At 46.1% G+C, this 17,358-nt stretch carries 18 protein-coding genes; 8 read left to right on the plus strand and 10 right to left on the minus strand.

Annotated elements, in window-relative coordinates; genetic code table 11:
• Positions 1–255: 255 nt before the first annotated feature.
• Both QUA02_RS22420 and nfi read right to left on the minus strand, forming a co-directional pair.
• The gene (locus QUA02_RS22420) at positions 256–486 is read right to left on the minus strand and encodes a KGG domain-containing protein (protein WP_333030781.1); all 231 of its coding nucleotides are present in this window, start codon (positions 484–486) and stop codon (positions 256–258) included.
• Positions 487–906: 420 nt separating this feature from the next.
• Positions 907–1,599, minus strand: a complete 693-nt coding sequence (gene nfi / locus QUA02_RS22425) for a deoxyribonuclease V (RefSeq protein WP_333030782.1) — start codon at positions 1,597–1,599, stop codon at positions 907–909.
• Between the two features lie 314 nt (positions 1,600–1,913).
• Between nfi and QUA02_RS22430 the strand changes: the two genes are divergently transcribed.
• From QUA02_RS22430 to QUA02_RS22455, 6 genes are all read left to right on the plus strand, one after another.
• Entirely contained in the window at positions 1,914–2,198 is a 285-nt protein-coding gene (locus QUA02_RS22430) for a hypothetical protein (protein WP_333030783.1), read from the plus strand.
• Between the two features lie 8 nt (positions 2,199–2,206).
• Positions 2,207–2,467, plus strand: coding sequence for a hypothetical protein (locus QUA02_RS22435; RefSeq protein ID WP_333030784.1), 261 nt, complete (start codon positions 2,207–2,209; stop codon positions 2,465–2,467).
• A gap of 36 nt (positions 2,468–2,503) precedes the next feature.
• The gene (locus QUA02_RS22440; protein WP_333030786.1) at positions 2,504–2,641 is read left to right on the plus strand and encodes a hypothetical protein; all 138 of its coding nucleotides are present in this window, start codon (positions 2,504–2,506) and stop codon (positions 2,639–2,641) included.
• Positions 2,642–2,875: 234 nt separating this feature from the next.
• Positions 2,876–5,881, plus strand: a complete 3,006-nt coding sequence (locus QUA02_RS22445; protein WP_333030788.1) for an EAL domain-containing protein — start codon at positions 2,876–2,878, stop codon at positions 5,879–5,881.
• 265 nt (positions 5,882–6,146) lie between these two features.
• Positions 6,147–7,046 (plus strand): Uma2 family endonuclease, encoded by a 900-nt coding sequence (locus QUA02_RS22450; RefSeq protein ID WP_333030790.1) that lies wholly within the window; start codon positions 6,147–6,149, stop codon positions 7,044–7,046.
• Between the two features lie 40 nt (positions 7,047–7,086).
• Positions 7,087–7,854, plus strand: a complete 768-nt coding sequence (locus QUA02_RS22455; protein ID WP_333030791.1) for a Uma2 family endonuclease — start codon at positions 7,087–7,089, stop codon at positions 7,852–7,854.
• Between the two features lie 35 nt (positions 7,855–7,889).
• On the opposite strand, the gene QUA02_RS22460 is transcribed toward QUA02_RS22455, so the two are convergent.
• Genes QUA02_RS22460 through QUA02_RS22470 form a run of 3 tightly spaced genes read right to left on the minus strand, consistent with a single transcriptional unit; the run spans position 7,890 to position 12,005 of the window.
• The gene (locus QUA02_RS22460; protein WP_333030793.1) at positions 7,890–9,350 is read right to left on the minus strand and encodes a DUF1802 family protein; all 1,461 of its coding nucleotides are present in this window, start codon (positions 9,348–9,350) and stop codon (positions 7,890–7,892) included.
• Between the two features lie 18 nt (positions 9,351–9,368).
• Positions 9,369–11,228: a hypothetical protein gene (locus QUA02_RS22465; RefSeq protein WP_333030795.1), complete on the minus strand. Its 1,860-nt coding sequence runs from the start codon at positions 11,226–11,228 to the stop codon at positions 9,369–9,371.
• 48 nt (positions 11,229–11,276) lie between these two features.
• Entirely contained in the window at positions 11,277–12,005 is a 729-nt protein-coding gene (locus tag QUA02_RS22470; RefSeq protein WP_333030796.1) for a hypothetical protein, read from the minus strand.
• A 210-nt stretch (positions 12,006–12,215) separates the two neighbouring features.
• Between QUA02_RS22470 and QUA02_RS22475 the strand changes: the two genes are divergently transcribed.
• Entirely contained in the window at positions 12,216–12,431 is a 216-nt protein-coding gene (locus tag QUA02_RS22475; protein ID WP_333030797.1) for a hypothetical protein, read from the plus strand.
• A gap of 29 nt (positions 12,432–12,460) precedes the next feature.
• On the plus strand, positions 12,461–12,940 hold the full coding sequence (locus tag QUA02_RS22480; protein WP_333030799.1) for a rhodanese-like domain-containing protein: 480 nt from the start codon (positions 12,461–12,463) through the stop codon (positions 12,938–12,940).
• A 256-nt stretch (positions 12,941–13,196) separates the two neighbouring features.
• Here QUA02_RS22480 and QUA02_RS22485 read toward each other — a convergent pair whose 3' ends face one another.
• The 5 genes from QUA02_RS22485 to QUA02_RS22505 all read right to left on the minus strand — a co-directional run bounded on the left by QUA02_RS22485 (position 13,197) and on the right by QUA02_RS22505 (position 17,274).
• A complete protein-coding gene (locus QUA02_RS22485; protein WP_333030800.1) occupies positions 13,197–13,664 on the minus strand; it encodes a bis(5'-nucleosyl)-tetraphosphatase in 468 nt (155 codons plus the stop codon).
• A gap of 89 nt (positions 13,665–13,753) precedes the next feature.
• Positions 13,754–14,485, minus strand: coding sequence for a peptidase (locus tag QUA02_RS22490; protein ID WP_333030801.1), 732 nt, complete (start codon positions 14,483–14,485; stop codon positions 13,754–13,756).
• 504 nt (positions 14,486–14,989) lie between these two features.
• The gene (secG, locus tag QUA02_RS22495) at positions 14,990–15,229 is read right to left on the minus strand and encodes a preprotein translocase subunit SecG (RefSeq protein WP_333030803.1); all 240 of its coding nucleotides are present in this window, start codon (positions 15,227–15,229) and stop codon (positions 14,990–14,992) included.
• 131 nt (positions 15,230–15,360) lie between these two features.
• Positions 15,361–16,962 carry a 2,3-bisphosphoglycerate-independent phosphoglycerate mutase gene (gpmI, locus tag QUA02_RS22500; RefSeq protein ID WP_333030807.1) on the minus strand — a complete coding sequence of 534 codons (1,602 nt, stop codon included), beginning with the start codon at positions 16,960–16,962 and terminating at the stop codon, positions 15,361–15,363.
• 78 nt (positions 16,963–17,040) lie between these two features.
• Positions 17,041–17,274: a hypothetical protein gene (locus QUA02_RS22505; RefSeq protein ID WP_333030809.1), complete on the minus strand. Its 234-nt coding sequence runs from the start codon at positions 17,272–17,274 to the stop codon at positions 17,041–17,043.
• Positions 17,275–17,358: the final 84 nt, after the last annotated feature.

Raw genomic sequence — 17,358 nt, forward strand, 5'->3', positions numbered from 1 at the left:
CTTGACCCCAGTGCAGCTTTGTTAAAGATTTGCCGTTATTGATTTGCCAGCGATTGCTAAAAACTAATTGCTGCGGGGTTTTCGCAAGTTGCGAAGCTTTGGTGCGCTAGCGACGATTTTTGGAGGTTGGCCGATCGAACTCCCTCTGAGAATTCGATCGCCCCACCTCCTCAAACGCTCGCGTGTCAGGCGTGGTGAGTCTCAAGCTGCAACAAAGCCATCTTTCGTTGCAGGGAAGGGAAAGCGTTAAGAGACTTAAGCTTCGCTCTTGCGGCTTTTCCGGCCGCCTTCGCGACCAATTTGAGCCATGTGTTCGCGATTTCTGCTGACAGCTTCGCCACCTTTTTGACCAGCTTCTCTGGCTTCTTCAGAGGTGAATTCGTGTGCAGTTCCTTTCTCGTGTGCAGCTTTTCCGCCTTTGCTAGCAATTGCGCGCTGTTTTTCTGCGTCCATAGAAGCGAATCCGCGTTTGCTTTTCTCAGCCATGACTGTCTCCTTGTTTTTTTCTGATTTTTTAGCTCGATCGCGCCTTCGCCTCCCACTGTCGCGGGTACTCCAAGTCAGTGGTGAGATATCAGACGGTAAATTATTAAACGTCATCTGACGAATATAAACTTTTGGTTTAAGTCGCAGGATGAATATTTCATAATTTACAACTGTGAACTAAAAATAGTTCACGCCCGGACACTGTGGTTACATCCGCAAATGTTTAAGCAGGTTACTGTCTTTCAATCATTCTAGAAATCCCCCAACTTTTATACCTCTTTCTCAGGTATAGTCATTCTTTAGTTCGCTGGAAGGATGGAACCGAAAGCTGATTGGCGATACACTCAGAGGATTTTCGGACTCGCGCGCGGCGACATCTCAAAAATTAAAAGTCCAAAGAGGGATGCTTTTTTTGTCTTTTTACTTTTCATTTTTTTGATGCCTTGGGGGCTGGCCAGTTATCGGAGATGTTAGTTGGTCTGCCGATCGAGTTGTTTCTGGCAAGCGATATTTCGGGGCGCAGCGCAGCACGTACTCGATCGCGCTTATCAAGTTTACCTTATGACCGATCGAAACATAAATCGGTTTGATCCCTGTTTGCGTCCTTAGCGCTGCGCCTACCGTCGATCCCTCCAGCAGCAAGGGCTGCCAACTGCCCCGTTCGCTCCCTACTTCTGAATGTTCTCCAATAAATCGATTTTTGGCAACTCCGATCGTCGCAATCCCTGTCAGAACCCCCAAATGGCAGGCAAGACCGAACCTGCGGGGATGAGCTAGTCCTTGACCGTCGCACAATATCAAGTCTGGTTTCAAACTGATATTTTCCAAAGCTTCGAGGACTGCCGGCACTTCTCGAAAAGACAGGAAACCGGGAATGTAAGGAAAAGCTGTAGGACTGCGAACCACAGCCTGCTGCTGCAACTGCAAGTCGGGAAAGCTCAGAACTGTTACAGCGGCCCGCGATACGTCGTTTGCACTGTCGTAGCCGACATCTACGCCTGCGACGTACCGAACTGTTGACCGTTGATTTTCGGTAATTACCTCTGACCGAAGCTGTTCTTGAATGGCGATCGCCTCTTCAATTGTCTGCGGCCAAGGGTGTCGCTGCAACATTTCACATCTTTAATTCAACCGTTCTCATCTAACCTTAACTTATTTTCTGGCATTTTTAAACTCGGCTTTTTATCGTTTGTCGCTATAAATTCACAACTTGCGCAAGGAGTCTTTTTTTATACTCTGGAGGCTTGAGTAAGGCGGGCGCCGGCTTATTCTACAAATAGAGTCTGTAAGTCCTAGGCGGAAATTCTGTCTTTCGCTGGGGCTTGCACCAACCCGCCAAGGTTTTACCTGCACGAACCTCCAATTTTTGACTGAAAATTCAAAAAAGTTACTTGTTTTATGCTGGTTTTTTAGCTTTCTCAAAGCTTTTGATCTCAGAGCGCCATCGCTTAGGTTGCTCTGGAGCGATCGACCGATCGCCCGCTCATCTTATATCTAAAAATCTCTCGAATGTTGAGGTTTTGAAACATTTATTCATTATTGCTCCCGCTCCCGCAGAACAGTTTTTTTTTATGCCAGATAATTTATCACCCTTTGCCATCGTCAGCCTACGAGAAGGCGGCCTCATGATGGGCTTCGGCAAAGTTCAAGGGCGATTTTCGATGAAGGCATCCACCCTCCAAGACCGATCGTCACTTTTGTCAAAACCCTGAGCGTGCGGGTGGAAAAAATCGACCGGAAAGCCCGTGCAGCCTCCAAAGGCTTGCAAAAAATTACCGTAACTCGAGCAGTAAAAGGGAATGTTCACCCGCCAAAGCATACCATTTTTTTCAAAAAAGCGGAAACCAATAACCGATTATTAATTGCATTATTAATTCGGTCATTTCGGAAGTTTTCAAAACAGAAAATTATCAAAAAACAGCACAATAAATTATTACTAACTACCCAACTCAAAACACAAATTGACAACGATAAACTTTAACTCCCGAACTTTGGCAGAGCAGCAAACTATTCAAAAATGAAAGAGTCAATTTTTGACAGTAATGGAGGCAAGGGAGCTGTGCCGCTGATTAATATTGCGCTGCTGGTCGATCGAACTCCGACTACTGCTTTCTTTCATAAACTGCTGCGAATCCTGATTGACGGAGCGCAGTGAGAAGGGAAAGGGGTGAGAGTCCGAGATGGAGAGAAATTAAGGGTTTTTCACTGGGGAATTGAAGATGTGCTTTTTTAAATGCCCAACACCAAGCGTAAAAAATACAACTAACAACGCTTGGTGAAATCCCGCTTACTTAAATGCCGAGATCGAATTTACCTTGCACAAGTGCTTAAAAACGCTAAAGTAAGAAACAACTCGGAAATTGTAAAGGTTTGCTTGAAACTTCGGCTGATGGGAGATCGCGAGAACCAGTCAATTTCTAATTTAGGTGAAGTGGGGAGTGCCGATCGCCATTCTGCATCAGAAGCACTGTGGCTGCGCGATCGAGCTTTGGCAGCTACTAGCAGCGGCATTGTCATTGCTGACGCCAATGCACCCGACTGTCCCATAATTTATTGCAATCCGGCCTTTGAACGGATGACAGGTTACTGCGCCAGTGAAATCTTGGGGCGCAACTGCCGATTTTTGCAGGGCCCCGATACCGATCGAACTACCGTAGCTAACATCCGCGACGCCTTGCGCCAAGGTAGAGAACTGCAGGTGACAATCAAAAATTACCGCAAAGACGGCACTTTTTTTTGGAACAAATTGTCGCTATCTCCCGTGCGGGACGACAGCGGTAATTTGACTCACTTCGTCGGAGCTCAGTTCGACTTATCCGAACGCATAGATGTGCAGGAAGCATTGCAGCAAGCTAACGACCAACTGCAAACGATTTTGGAAGCAGTTCCGGGCATAGTATCTTGGATTAGGTCGGATTTGCGCTATTTGGGGGTTAACCAGCACTTAGCTAAACTGCACAATTTGTCGCCGTCGGTCTTTGTCGGTCAAGATATCGGTTTTCTGGGCGCTAGTTCGGATTTTCACTCTTTTGTGGTGGAGTTTTTTGCCGGCGACGCTACAGAAGCGGTTAAAGAACTCAGCGCTAAGGTGAAAACGGACGGCGGACTGGCGGCGGGACACTATTTGATTGTGGCTCAAAAGTACGATCGGGGGAACGCAGCTTGTCTGGTAGGGATTGATATTACCGAGCGCAAGCGGGCAGAAGAAGCTCTGGTGCTGACTCGCAAGGCGGTGGAAAGTTCGAGCGATGCGATCGGCATCAGCGATGCTTCGGGCACTCACATCTATCAAAATCCAGCGTTTTCTCAGCTATTTGAATGGGAAACCGCAGAGGAATTTAAACTCGCCGGAGGTATACCGACAGTTTTTGCTGACCCCGCAGTCGCCTCGCAGGTACTCGACACGATCGCCCTGGGTTATTCTTGGTCTGGTGAAGTTACCAACCTCACTAAAAGCGGCGAGATTGTGCAAGTGCTGCTGCGGGCCGATGCTATTAAAGACCCCACAGGGACAATTGTCGGTCTGATTTACATGAATACCGACATTACCGATCGCAAGCGCACGGAACAAGAGTTGCGGCAAAGGGAGAAGCGCTTTCGATCGTTGATTGAAAATGCTAGAGACATTATTGTGATTCTCGACGAGAAAGGCTTTTGCCGCTATGTTTCTCCTTCCCTAGAGCGGATTTTGGGCTACCCCACGGCGGAAGTGCTCGGCCGGTCTGTATTTGACTTGATTCACCCCGACGAATTGCCGATGGTGGATCGAGTGTTCCAAGGAGTCATCCAAATGCCGAGCGTTGGGCTGGGATTGGCGGAATACCGAGTGCAGCACAAGGACGGTTCCTGGTGCGTGTTGGAAGCGGTGGCGACGAATTTGCTCAACGAACCTTCGGTGCGGGGAATTGTGGTCAACTGTCACGACGTGACTGAGCGCAAGGTGGCTGAAGAACAATTGTTGCACGATGCTTTGCACGACGCGCTGACGGAGTTGCCGAACCGCGCTTTGTTGACTGACAGGTTGGGGCAAGCTTTTGCCCGCGCGAAACGGAATCCGAGCTATCAGTTTGCGGTGCTGTTTCTGGATTTGGACAGGTTTAAGGTGATTAATGACAGCCAGGGACACCGCACGGGCGATCGGCTGTTGGTGGCTGTGGCTCGCCGTCTCTTGACTGGTTTGCGGCCAGGCGATACGGTGGCTCGTGTGGGGGGAGATGAGTTTGTGATTTTGCTGGAGGAAATTCAAGGTGTTGATGAGGCGAAAGCCCTTGCAAAGGAAATTCTCAGGGCGATCGAGCGGCCGCTGAATTTGGAAGGTAGTAAAGTTTTAATTACTGCTAGCATCGGCATTGCTTTGAGTACGGACAAATATCAGTGGCCTGGAGATATTTTGCGCGATGCTGATATTGCGATGTACCGGGCAAAAGCTCTCGGTAAAGCTCGCTACGAAGTGTTTACGAGTGCGATGCACACTCGGGCTGTGGCTTTGATGCACTTGGAACACGATTTGCGGGAGTCGGTTGAAGAATTGAATTTGAAATCTTCGATAGTAGATATCGGAGGTGGGGCGGTGCAGGAAAACTCGCAGATGAGCGAAATCGATCGGAGGTTGGAGCATCCGAAATCGCAATTTGCTCCGTTTAAATTGGAATGTCCTTTTACTGTTTATTATCAGCCGATCGTTTGTTTGAAAAGCGGCTCAGTTATCGGATTTGAGGCGCTGGTGCGCTGGCTGCACCCGGAACGGGGTTTAGTTTCTCCGATGGAATTTATTGCGATGGCGGAGGAAACTGGGTTAATTACGCCTTTGGGTTTGTGGGTTTTGAACGAAAGCTGCCGCCAAATTATTAAGTGGCAGAGTTTGAATTTACCTGTGGGAAATTCGCGGCTGACAGTAGCAGTAAATCTTTCCGGGAGGCAGTTTTCTCAACCGGAGTCGATCGAGCAAATTAAGCAAGTTTTGCTGGAAACGGGTGTTGATGCTCGCTGTTTGAAGTTGGAGATTACTGAGACTGTGGTGATGGAAGATGGGGAAGCGGCGGTGGCGATGCTTTCGCAGTTGAGAGAGTTGGGGATTGAGCTGTGCATTGATGATTTTGGCACTGGTTATTCGTCTCTGAGTTATTTGCACAGGTTCCCGATTAATATTTTGAAGGTCGATCGCTCTTTTGTCAGCCGCGTCGGGGAAACGGGCGAAAATTTGGAAATCGTGCGGGCGATCGTCATGCTGGCCCGCAGTTTGGGGATGGAGGTAGTGGCAGAAGGTGTCGAAACCGCCGTCCAATTGGCTCAAATGCGGGCGATCGGCTGCGAGTACGGTCAGGGGTTCTTTTTCTCTAAACCACTCGACAGCGAGGCAGCTACAGCCTTGTTGATGCGATCGCCCAAATGGTGAACTGAACCAAATATTTAACCGGATCAAATTGCTTGATTGTCAATAAGGGCGATCGATCTTTTCGTACTCAATGCCTTGAGTGTTAAAATTAAAATTGAATATAGCCGTTTTCAGTTGATTGAAGGTAGGGAAACGGCACTGCCGTCTCCTCTATTTCATCGGGTAGGGAAACGGCACTGCCGTATCCTCTCTTTCATCAGGCGCTGTATTTCATCCGATTAAAAACTGCGATATAATAGAAAACTATCGAGATAGGTAAAAATATATGTCTCAATCTGTTGTGCCAGCAGTCGAAGAAAAAGAGCTCGATACTTCGCCGACCTTAAGTTTTGAAGAATACAGAGTTTATCAAGGAGAATCTGATGTAAAATATGAACTGTACAAAGGCAAATTAATCCCGATGCCAACAGCCACAATTTTACACATCAAAATTTGCGAATATTTAGTTTACAAATTGCAGCGTTATCTAGCCGCTCACAATCTCGACTTAGTAGTAAAAACTAATCTGGGAGTCAGAACCGATGAAGATAAATCTCGGATTCCTGATGTAGTCGTCTGCACTAAAAGTCTTTTAGAACAAGCTGCTGCTAGACCCGGTGCAGGCATCCTCGATTTTGATGAAAAGCCACTGTTAGTGGTAGAAGTGGTGAGCCAAGATCGGCGGGCAGATTACGTGATTAAACGGGGAGAGTACGAATTAGCGAATGTGCCGGAATATTGCATTGTTGACCCTAAACTTGGCAAGCAAAAAATTAGGCTTTTTGCATTGATTGAAGGTGAAGATGGTTACACTTACACAGATTTCTTGCCTGGTGAGGAAATTATATCTGTAGTATTTCCAGATTTGGTTTTATCAGTGGATGAAATACTAAATCCGCCATTGGTGGAGGAGTTAGTGAAGGCAGAACGAGTTCGATTACAGGAATCACAGCAACAAGCTGTAATGGAACGTCAACGCGCTGATGAGGAGCGTCAACGCGCTGATGAGGAGCGTCAACGCGCTGAGCAGCAGCGCCAACTCGCTGAGCAGCAGCGTCAACTCGCTGAGCAGCAGAGTCAACTCGCTGAGCAGCAGCGTCAACTCGCTGAGCAGCAGAGTCAACGCGCTGAAAGATTAGCAGCGAGGTTGCGGGAATTGGACATAGATCCTGATACTGTCGTTTAAATTTAAAATAATCAGAAATACTCGCTGAGGTCACAAAGATATGTCTCAATCAATTCCGCCAGTTTTAACAGAACAGCCAGTTGATAATTTACCCACACTAACCTTTGAAGAATACCGATTTTATGAAGGCGAACTAGATGTACAATATGAACTGTACAAAGGCAAATTAATCCCGATGCCAATAGCTACAGTTTTACACATCAAAATTTGCGAATATTTAGTTTATAAATTGCAGCGTTACGTAGTCACCCACAATCTTGATTTAGTAGTAAAAAGAGGCTTGGGAGTGAGAACCGAAGAAAATTCATCCCGTATTCCCGATGTATTTGTCTGCACTCAAAGTCTTTTGGAACAAGCTGGTGCTAGACCCGGAGGGGGCATCCTTGGCTTGGATGAAACGCCGTTAGTAGTAATAGAAGTAGTCAGCGAAAATCGGCGGGTCGATTATATAACTAAACGAGTAGAGTACGAACTAGCTAACGTGCCGGAATATATGATTGTTGACCCGGCACAAAACAGACAGCGGGTGCGAGTTGCGGCATTTCCCGAAGGTGATGACGTTTATACACAGGTAGATTACTTGCCGGGTGAGGAAATGGTATCTGTAGTATTTCCCAATCTGAGATTATCAGTCAATGAAGTTTTAGATCCGCCATTAGTAGAGGGGTTAATTAAGGCCGAACAAGCACGATTTCTGGAACTTAAACAAGCTGCAATGAAACGTCAACGTGCCCAAGACGAGCATCAACGTGCTGAAAGATTGGCGGCGAAGTTGCGGGAGTTGGGCGTAGATCCTGATACTGTTTAAGGAATTGAAATAGTGGCACTAGCCTCAATTCTACCTCAATCATCTAGCGGTAAATCGCGCAGAAAATAAAAGCGATCGCGCCCTAAATTCTCGCCTTTAATTCGTCCTGCATAACCTGTCAGCGGAGAAGAAAGTTCTACTAACATTTCGTGCAACTCTTCGCGGGACAACTTCTTGGGTGGGTTAGACATTGAATAAGCACCGCTAAGAGCATCGACACTTGCTCGTTCAGAACCAGAATTTTCGTGATACTTTTTCAGAATAGCAAGAATGTGCGATCGCACATTAATTTCTTGTTCAACTTGCTCAATATATTTAGCAACTTCATCATCAGATTGTCCCGGTTTTAAGTATTCTTTCAGTTTAAATAAGTCCACCGAGTTAGGATAGTTGCTTTGAAGTTTAACCAGTTTTTCAAGCGTCTCAGGGTTCATAATTGCCATACCGTGTACTTTTGCTGCATCCATAAGTTGAGTAGTTGGAACGCCAGGGCCAATAATCAACTTAGTTGCTTTTGCGAGTATTTCTTGATCTTTGAGCCGTAGCGTTCCTAAATTCAGCAATTGAACTGCTGTATCGTTAGGGATTTTTTTACCGGCTTTGCACTCGCCAACTAAGGGGTAAGGTTTGGAGCATAATAAATCTAAGCCACCAGCACCACCTTTGTGAGCATAATCTATTGTAAATCCCAAAAACTCAAGGCTATCGCGCACTACAATTTCAAAGTCTGTTCCTGCTTGATAGTTGCTTTTGTTTGTATCTAGTTCTTTGGTGCGATTTCCCAAAGCTGCTATGGTATTTATCCAAGATAAATCCGGTTTGATTGGTTTTACAGGCTTATCGCTACTCCAACCGAGAAATATTTTGATTTCTGCGTCTAGTTGTTTGGCTTTTGGGTCGGTGGTGGATAAATGCACTAATGCACTTTGCAACTCTTCCAATTCTGGATGTTCTGGCGGCTCTAGTTTTTCCAGCTTTTGACGGCGTTTGGCAAAGATAGACTCGCTCAACACTGGCGTTGAATCAGTAACAGTTAGGGAATGCGGCAAAGATACAAAATTGCCGCTGGGATGCACAGGCATTTCAAGCGGCTGAGGTAGCAGATAGACGCGAAAATAAGCTAGAAAAATATAAGGCCGTTGTACGAGAGTTTCCTCTAATAACTCCCTTGTCCAGATGGTTAATTGCGACAAATATTTTAATGATTCAGCCTCATTTAACACTTGGCACAGTTCGCATTTACCCCAAGCTTTAATCGTAACTTTATCAGAATTTAATTGAGCGAGGGAGCTTTTAGCAGTAGGCAAAAAAATTGAGCGATAATGTTGTTCGTGAGGGAGCAATTTAATCGCGATATCGGCTGGATATAGGGCAAATGACCGACCCGGATCGATAAATGTCCGAGGAATGGCTGCAATCATTCGTCCTACGATTAAGGCTTCCACATCTGGCGCAGGTAACTGTAAAGCCGTATCAACAAAAACAGAATAATTCATCAACTTATCTATAAATTGTCAAGTGACAAGCAACCCATCAGGAATTTGGCCCGACGGATCGCTAAGAATTTCACGGATGATATAATTGTCAACTACCAGTTTTTTTGTGGCAATAAAATCAAAAATTGCTGCCTCAGTAAAATCATAGTTTTCACGACTGAAATAAACAGAGCGGATAGCAAGAAGAGTCTTGATGTTATCACCTGTCAACTTTACCCATTCCCCACCTAACTGAGGAGACAGAAGATCGCTTAAATATCCTTGGGCTTTCGTCGCACCAGAATTAATCTCTTTAGAACGAACTAAGCAGCCACGAGTGATTTTAAACTTTTTATAGTCGATTAGGCGCTTCAATCCAGCCTGTACACCCATCCCGCTAGGTATTTGAAGAACCATTACTCCAATTTTGACGGGGTTTCCATTTTCCTCACCTATGATTTTGAAGTCCATGCTATAGCTTTTTTCTGAGGGACTGCATTTAATCTTTTCAAGACTAATGATTTTAACATTTTCTAAAGTCTGTCCAATTATGGTGGAGAAGCTCAGCCAAAGAGCATCCGCTAATGTAATTTTCTCGTCCAGCAAGGTTGTGAGGGACTTTTCAACAGATATAAGTGCCTTGTTATATTCAATTTCAACAAGGTCTTTTGGTGGTTGTGGAGTGGTCGGAGCAAAAATTTTAAAGTTTTTCGAGCACCATGTCAACACTCCTCGGGCAGAACTATCAGAATTTCTGCCCAAGTCTAGCAGTTGGTTTTCTTCAAAAGGATATATTGGGCTATGGGGAATTAAATTGCTTGACTGATAAAACTCTTTCATCCATAGTGAAACTAGCTGAATAATAGAGTCACCATCCATAAAGGTTAATTGGATTGGATCTCCTCTTCTAGAAACTCGATCTACCACTCCACCCGGCATAAGCTTGATCTTGTTTGTCCATGTATCAGGCATCATTACGGTTAGGATTACAAAACCTTTACTTTGGTCAGACAGTTGAATGTCATCTACCAAAGGCTTAATTAAACCAGCTATCGCTTGTGGTCTTGTTAAGCCACTATCGGGGTCAATTCTGTTATCCAAATCTAGTTCATCAAAACAAATAACTAGAGGCTTATATTCGCTAACCAAACTCAAAATTTGCGAAATCGTCTTAAAGGCTTCAGCATTTTGATATTTCTCTCCTTCGCTAGGATTTGGTAATCCCATAGCATTAGCCTTTACTTCAGCTAAGTTCTTTCCAGATAACCATTTAACCGCAAAATCTGAATAGTCTTCTGAAAGTGTCCAAAAGATGGCACGAATAATGTCAGGATCACTGCGTCTTATTCGCCTGTATTTAGCTACTAACTCATCTACCCAGTTATTATTTTCGGCTTGACTATATTTTTCAACCACCTCTGTAGCTGGAATAGTCTCTGCATCCGAATTTACATTTCTATTCACTTGGTTAACCATCCCTGCGGCTACTTCCTGCCACTGCGTTACCCCTTGACTACCGTTGTGATTGAGACTATCTGCTAAAGTTTGTAGAAAGTAATAATTAACAAACTTTATGTCGTATGTCTCCACACCCGCATAAATAAATAAGGCACTGCCATCAGCTTTAAGACGATGATGAATACGACTAATAACATGGCTTTTACCAACTCCTTTACTAGCTATTATCACCATTGAAGTTACTTTTTCCCGGGCTTTACGAGCATGATGAACTCGCTCGATGGTTTGATAAATTGCATCCGAAGCATGAGCATTCAGCGTCGTAACATCAGGGAAGCTCTGCTCCCAAATGTCTTGCTGTCCGACAACGGCAGCACCAGTTGGGAATGGGTTATAACTTTGGATAGCTGCATTGAGTTCTTCAATCGGAGAAATAGTCATACTGATTTGTGTGAGGTAAAAAGCTGAACCAGAATGAAGCTTAATCGTTTAAGCTTGAGAAATTAAGCGCGTTGCGTAGTAGCGTAATTCACCCAATGAAGTCTTAATGGAGTCTTCAGCTTTATCAGGCGTAATCTCTGTCATTTCACCCCCCTGAAGCAGAAAAAAGCCCTTAGCCTGCATTTCCAACAGCCACTCATTGAACTCCGATCGCCCTACCCTTTCCCCGATCGCCCGACGCATCCGATAAATCGGCACTAAATCGTCTAAGTTATAATCCCGGTTCAAGCTGTCATATACATCGATCGCCACAGCCTTAAAATCTTCATAGGATGCGATCGCCCCTACATCCCCCTTCCCTTTCTCAACCGCAACACTCGCCGCACCATCCTGATGCCGAATCCACTTCAACAAAGAATTTCCCAGCCGAGTACCGATTTGAGAACCGTCAAACTCAAACAGAGAATCCTTATTTTTCAAACCATCCGCTAAAACTTCTTTCCCCTTCGCGCTCAATTCCACCAGCGTCACCCGATTTACCAGCGAATACTCGATCGCCCCAGTCGCCTGCAACTCACCGAGCACACCCTGATATCTCACACTCGTCTCATTAGTGCGCACAATCCGCTTAGTCAAATCCCCTTTTTTAACCATCATTTTGCCGCCGCCCAAATCCCACAAATTCAGCAGCACCCGAACTTTCGCCTTAGCATCCCACACCGCTTGCTCTTCCGGTGTCAAAGTTATAGACACCGCACTTTCACTTTTCTCAGACATATCCATACCTTTAAATACTTGTTTTTACTCTTAAATTTTACCAGAAACCTTGCTGGCAAACATTTAAACTTTTCCGCAAGCACGCGGGCGAACCTGCGAATAACTTATGCTTATTTCATTCTTAAATAATTTTGTCACTCATCACCACAGTAAAATTCGATTACAAAAAAGATGAGGATTGACTAAAAACTTGTGAATTGATAAAATAAAATGTTTGATACATTATCGCAGTTCAACTTCTCTGCAGTAAATGCGATCGAAACAATCAGAAGCACAGCCCGCTACGCTCTAGCAACCTCAACAAATGTAGCGATCCCAACCGCAGCTAACAACCCGCAACCCAGCTTAACTGCGACTTTAGTTCAATGCCGGATTCTGCCTTTAGAAAGACGAATTCAACCTACACATCTTGTTACATTGCAATAGCAATCAAAACATTCAACACAACTTTACCCATGAAAAATATTCCCGACCAAATTTCAGACATCAAAGAAAAACTTCCCGATCTTACTCCTACCCCTCCCGGTTTAAAAGCCCAAGCATCCAGCCACGACCTCAAAGCCCGTTTAGATTGGGGCGAACCCGGACTCACAATCATCGACGCCCGCGATTTTGAAAGCTCCAACAAAAGCCGCATTACCGGCGCCCAACCGATGCCAATAGACGAATTAGTCGATCGGGCAAAATCCAGTTTAGAACCCATCCGCGACATCTACATCTACGGCGAAACCGACGAACAAACCGCCGAAGCGGCCAATCTTCTCCGCGCAGCAGGCTTTAGAAAAGTAGCCGAACTAAAAGGCGGAATTCCTGCTTGGAAAGCCATTGACGGCCCCATCGACGGCGCAGCCGAACACGATACTCCCGGCCCCGACGCCTACAACGTTTTCTCTCGCTTGCAACACCACGCCGAAGCTCAGAAAACCAACAAATAACCTCACAGAATACCTAGATACCCGACTTCTTCAAGAAGTCGGGTATCTAACAAAACAATTTGTTTGTAGTAAGGACTGGAGCCCTCTCTTAAAGCTTGTACTCACTAAGCACTAAAGTCCTTAGTACAAACTTAATGGCGATCGTATAACCGGACTAGAGATTAACAATCGTGGACGCAAAAAGTGCTTTGACACACTACTTATAGCGTAAGGTGCGGCGCCCTCTACATAAACAAGTGTGTGCGTCCAAGACTGATTAACACTCATTCCCCGCGTCCAAAAATGCTTTGACTTCCCTTAAAACTTGCCGATTCCCCTCAAAAGTAATCAGCTTAACTGCATCCTCAAAGGAAGTCCAGACCGAATTTTGAACTTCCTCTACTTGCAACTGAACTTCCATTGAATTTACAAAAGCCAAAAAGTAAGTAACAGTCTTTTCAACTGATTCTCCTTCCTTCGCAGAGGAATAATGTTGCACAGGACTCGGCTTCCCTTCCTTAACAAAGGAATAACTTTCCACAAAACTAGGCTCCTCAAGCACTTCACAATCGCGGATGCCAGTTTCCTCCTCAAACTCCCGCTTCGCCGTTTCTAGCGCCGATTCCCCGGGATTAGCGTGACCTTTTGGAAACGCCCAATGTCCGGCTTGATGTTGAATCAACAAAAATAAACTATCAGTTTCAGTCGCAAAAACTGGCACAATCCCAAAAGCTTCATCTTTCATCTTTCTTCTATTTCCTATTAACTATCGTGTTCTTAGAGTCCGCGAAGGCTGACTTGGTTTGTGTAGAAGCCAATTCAATTTGCCCGTAACTACAATTCCCACCCCAACCGAGTCGGCTGTTCATAAACCCGCTTCAAAGTATTAACATCCCTCGCCGAAATAGGCCCAGGATTTCTCACCTGAGAAAAATAAAGCACATCCGTTTCCATCAAACTGTGGCCCCAAATTCCCAAAGCGTGACCCAACTCGTGGCGCGCCGTCGCCGGAACATACTTACCCACTTGATTGGGATTCAAATAAACCGAAAACCGATGAGATAACACAGTTTTATCCCCATCCAGACGGGCGTACAACTCATAGGTAGACTCTCCAGAGCGCGATCGCAACACCCCTTGACGCAAAGGCGGAGCCCGACGTAAAATCCTAATATCAGCCACCTCCGAATTATCCACCACTTCCAAAGGCAAATAAACCCCCCATTCCCGGATAACACCCAACACAGCCGCCACCCATTCTTCCGACTTATTATCATCAACGGGACGCTCAACATAAACCTGAATCGGAAACTTCGACCACAGCAAATGACCGAAATTCGGTGGCTTAACCCGGTCAAAATAATCACCGCTATCCGTCGAATCTTGCCAATTTGCCAGCGTTGGGGGCAAAGGGTGAACCTGTGGATTGGGCCAACTATTCGCCAGAGGAGAAAGACTCGCTGCCCGAGTATTAACCTGAGTAAAAATTATCAGGCTAAAACAACATAAAGCCAATCCCAAACCAGCCAGCGATCGAGGTTTTACCGTAACTTTCGACAACCGCATTTTTGCAACCGCAGATAGACGAAAATAAACGCAGATGAACTTGAGATTATCTGCGTCTATCTGCGTTCATCTGCGGTTAAAAATCCGAATCTTTTGACACTCCCCGCGCTAATGCGACGGGGATTCTTAAGACTTTCCAGCCTTAATATCCCTATTGCCAGGGTTTCCGGGCGCAATCCTTTTGCCAAAAATGGCGGTCTGCTATCCTAGTCTTGCAACTAGCTCCTCGGTCGTGACTTTCCTCCAGTCCGGGGGTAGGTTTTAACGTCTTTTACTGACGATTTAATTGGTTCAGAACCTTAGTATTGGTTGTGATTAATTATTTTGAGCATCCGTACTGCTGTTAAGCTAGATACTTGATTTCTCAAAATTCGCAACTGTCGAATCTTTTGACGATAGCACACTTGCCAGACATTTGTGCAATTGGTATATCTGATAGGCAGGATTTATCCTGCCATGCCCTTTCATCCCTGGACTCTAGTCACAGGGTTTTTAGGATATTTTTTATAACTTAGGGGTCAACCAACCAGCACTCAAAATCACAGTCAAACCCATAAAAACAATAGACAGACCCCAAGTAATCCGGTTCAGACTGGTTTCTGCACTCTTGGCGCTGGTAAACAATTGAGCTTGGCCGCCAATCCCTCCAATGCCATCGCCTTTAGGACTGTGCAGCAACACAAAAATCACAAGTCCTAAAGCAGACAAAGACCAGATAACTTGTAAAACAGAAACAATATTCATAATCTAGGGTAATTGGTAATTAGTAATCGGCAATCAATCATCATATCAAATCCGGTCGATCGCGCACATCCAGTCGATCGGACGCAGCAGTAGGGACACGGCAGTGCCGTGTCCCTACTGCTGCGTCCCTACTACAATCGGACTCGCACCGGAGTGCGATTGGCGCGAACTTCAAAATTAGCGGGTTCAATCATAGAGCGTCCCGTCATCTCCGAGGGCTGAGGCAACCTCAACAGCTCCAGAATCGTCGGCGCAATATCAGCCAAACAACCGTCCGCCCTCAGAGGAACATCAGTTCCGTGAGCTGGAATCTTCAGACCTTCGCCTTCTACCAGGATAAACGGAACCGGGTTAGTAGTGTGAGCCGTCCAGGGATTCCCATCCTCATCGAACATCTGCTCAGCATTTCCGTGGTCAGCAATAATAATTGCCGTTCCCCCAGCTTTGATAATGCCAGCCAACAGCCGCCCCAAACATTTATCTACAGTTTCGATCGCAATTATCGTCGCGTCCATCATCCCCGTATGGCCCACCATATCCGGGTTAGCGTAGTTAATCACCACAAACGAATAAATGCCCTTCTCAATAGCCGCCACCGCCCCATCCGTCACCTCAGCGGCCGACATCTCCGGCGCCTCATCGTAAGTCGCCACCATCGGGCTCTGCACCATTTCCCGGTCTTCCCCCTCAAAAGGCTCCTCCAGACCCCCATTAAAAAAATAAGTCACGTGAGCGTACTTTTCAGTTTCCGCCGTCCGCAACTGGCGCAAACCGTGCTTAGAAATCACCTCGCCCAGAATATGGTTCAAATTCTGCGGTTCAAAAGCCACTAACACCGACGACAACTTCGGATCGTACTGAGTAAAACTCGCAAAAGTCAGCGGCTCAATTAACTGCCGTTCAAACCCCTTAAAATCGGGAGATACAAAAGCCTGAGTCAATTCTCTAGCCCTGTCCGGGCGAAAATTAAAGAAAATCATCCCATCCCCGGATGCCACCGCCCCTGGGGCAATGCGAGTCGGATCTGCAAACTCGTCCGTCACTCCTTCAGCATAAGAGGCCTGCAACACATCAACTGCCGATCGACCGTCAGGCGCACCCTCAGTCGTCATCACGTCGTAAGCGCGCTGCACCCGATCCCAGCGCTTGTCCCTGTCCATCGCGTAGTAGCGGCCGCTGATGGTCGCAATCCGACCGACCCCTACCTCTGCGATATAACTTTCAATCTTTCCTAGAGCTTCTACACCCTCTTTCGGAGTAGTATCGCGGCCGTCTGTAATCGCGTGAATGCAAACCTCAGAAATTCCCTGTGCTTTTGCTAATTTCAGCAAACCCAAAATGTGACTCAGATGCGAGTGAACCCCCCCCTCGGAACAAAGACCAGTCAGGTGCAACTTGCCGCCCCGACGGCGCACTTCCTCGCAAAGCTGAACCAGCGCCCGGTTGTTGAGCAAAGAACCGTCTTCGACGGCATCCGAGATCCGCACCAACTCTTGAGGAACTACGCGGCCCGCGCCCAGATTCAAGTGACCGACCTCTGAGTTGCCCATTTGCCCGTCAGGAAGCCCTACTGCCCGGCCCGATGTTTTAATCAGAGTTCTGGGATAAGCGGCCCAGAGACTGTCCATCACGGGTGTTTTCGCAGCGGCGATCGCATTTCCGTCTTTTTCTTCACGATAACCCCAGCCGTCTAGAATAATCAGCACTACAGGAGATACAGACGCTTGTGCCATGCGAATACCTTATTTACAATAATTAATTTCTCGATCGTCATGATTTCCGATTTTGCGGAACATCTTCCGCTAATCAGTTTACAGATTTTCTACGCTCCGGCCCAACAAAGCCAACCAAAATTTCCTCAGCCACAGCATTTTGGGAACTAATTGCGACCTGCTTTGCTTGTTTAATTGATTGCCTTGCCTTGAACTGTGAATCCACAGTCGGAGACTGTTACCGATCTCACCAACAGCGGCCGTGCTTTTGCGGCCGGATTTCACGGATAGTTCAACCGTCGGTGGCTCTTGAAACACTAAAAACAATACCACACTTGATTGCGTTTTGCTACTGCCTCAAGAAATAAATTTAAGAGCCTTGACTCGGCTGCGAATAACTTTATGGGAGTTGAGCAA

This window comes from Microcoleus pseudofavosus SVA1_A4 (genome assembly GCF_036700565.1).
Lineage (GTDB): Bacteria > Cyanobacteriota > Cyanobacteriia > Cyanobacteriales > Microcoleaceae > Microcoleus.

Bases quoted from the DNA above. Each gene is read 5' to 3' on its own strand.
- QUA02_RS22465 (WP_333030795.1), bottom strand. From the start codon at position 11,228: ATGACTATTTCTCCGATTGAAGAACTCAATGCAGCTATCCAAAGTTAT.
- QUA02_RS22485 (WP_333030800.1), bottom strand. From the start codon at position 13,664: ATGAAAGATGAAGCTTTTGGGATTGTGCCAGTTTTTGCGACTGAAACT.
- QUA02_RS22445 (WP_333030788.1), top strand. From the start codon at position 2,876: ATGGGAGATCGCGAGAACCAGTCAATTTCTAATTTAGGTGAAGTGGGG.
- nfi (WP_333030782.1), bottom strand. From the start codon at position 1,599: ATGTTGCAGCGACACCCTTGGCCGCAGACAATTGAAGAGGCGATCGCC.
- QUA02_RS22455 (WP_333030791.1), top strand. From the start codon at position 7,087: ATGTCTCAATCAATTCCGCCAGTTTTAACAGAACAGCCAGTTGATAAT.
- QUA02_RS22480 (WP_333030799.1), top strand. From the start codon at position 12,461: ATGAAAAATATTCCCGACCAAATTTCAGACATCAAAGAAAAACTTCCC.
- QUA02_RS22460 (WP_333030793.1), bottom strand. From the start codon at position 9,350: ATGAATTATTCTGTTTTTGTTGATACGGCTTTACAGTTACCTGCGCCA.
- QUA02_RS22475 (WP_333030797.1), top strand. From the start codon at position 12,216: ATGTTTGATACATTATCGCAGTTCAACTTCTCTGCAGTAAATGCGATC.
- QUA02_RS22420 (WP_333030781.1), bottom strand. From the start codon at position 486: ATGGCTGAGAAAAGCAAACGCGGATTCGCTTCTATGGACGCAGAAAAA.
- QUA02_RS22470 (WP_333030796.1), bottom strand. From the start codon at position 12,005: ATGTCTGAGAAAAGTGAAAGTGCGGTGTCTATAACTTTGACACCGGAA.
- QUA02_RS22440 (WP_333030786.1), top strand. From the start codon at position 2,504: ATGAAAGAGTCAATTTTTGACAGTAATGGAGGCAAGGGAGCTGTGCCG.
- gpmI (WP_333030807.1), bottom strand. From the start codon at position 16,962: ATGGCACAAGCGTCTGTATCTCCTGTAGTGCTGATTATTCTAGACGGC.
- QUA02_RS22490 (WP_333030801.1), bottom strand. From the start codon at position 14,485: ATGCGGTTGTCGAAAGTTACGGTAAAACCTCGATCGCTGGCTGGTTTG.
- QUA02_RS22450 (WP_333030790.1), top strand. From the start codon at position 6,147: ATGTCTCAATCTGTTGTGCCAGCAGTCGAAGAAAAAGAGCTCGATACT.
- secG (WP_333030803.1), bottom strand. From the start codon at position 15,229: ATGAATATTGTTTCTGTTTTACAAGTTATCTGGTCTTTGTCTGCTTTA.